The organism is Vibrio sp. 1978 (assembly GCF_033344345.1).
In genome coordinates this window covers 1-686 of the sequence record NZ_JAWPOP010000491.1, presented here as the reverse complement: position 1 = coordinate 686, position 686 = coordinate 1, and the positions used below count along the sequence as shown (strand labels likewise).

At 47.7% G+C, this 686-nt stretch carries 1 protein-coding gene; it reads right to left on the bottom strand.

The features are described from left to right. Window positions 1-686 (bottom strand): peptidylprolyl isomerase (locus tag R8N49_RS27405; protein ID WP_318190489.1); only part of this gene is annotated, 686 nt, incomplete at both ends.

Genomic DNA, 686 nt, shown 5'->3' with positions numbered 1-686 from the left:
CAACGGTTTCTAGACCCTTCACATCTTCAATTTTTAGGATGTGGAAACCAACGCCACTACGGAAAGGACCAATAATGCTGCCTTTGTTTTGCATCTTGATTTGATCAGCAAAGATGGTTGGCATTTCTTCTTTACGCATCCAACCCCAATCACCGCCTTGGAGAGCTTTCGGACCTTTAGAGTAGGTGTAAGCCATTTCGGTGAAGTCTGCGCCGTCATTGAGTTTTTTAACCAGGGCTTTCGCTTGTGCTTCTACTTCTGATTTATCTTGACCGTCGGTGAAACGCAGTTGGATATGACCGATTTTGTATTGCACGGTTGCGTTGGTTTCTTTCGCTAGCTGGTCTGCAAGGCTATCAACTTCTGCTGGAAGGATATTGATTCGGCGACGAACTAGCGCATTACGAGCTTCTGACGCTGCAATTTCTTTACGGATTTGCTCGCGGAACTCTGGGTAGCTTAGGCCTTCTGCTTGCACGGATGCTGCCAGTTCTTCCACGCTTTGGTTATTGTTGCGTGCGATTTCTGCGATGGCTTGGTTTAGACGGTTATCGTCGATGCGTACACCAATACGGTCAGCTTCTTGGCCTTGCAGCGTATCGATGATCAGTTTTTCTACCACTTGCTCTTTGAGCACGCTTGCCGAAGGCAGACTTTTTCCGCTTTGACGAGCATTGGCTTGTAGG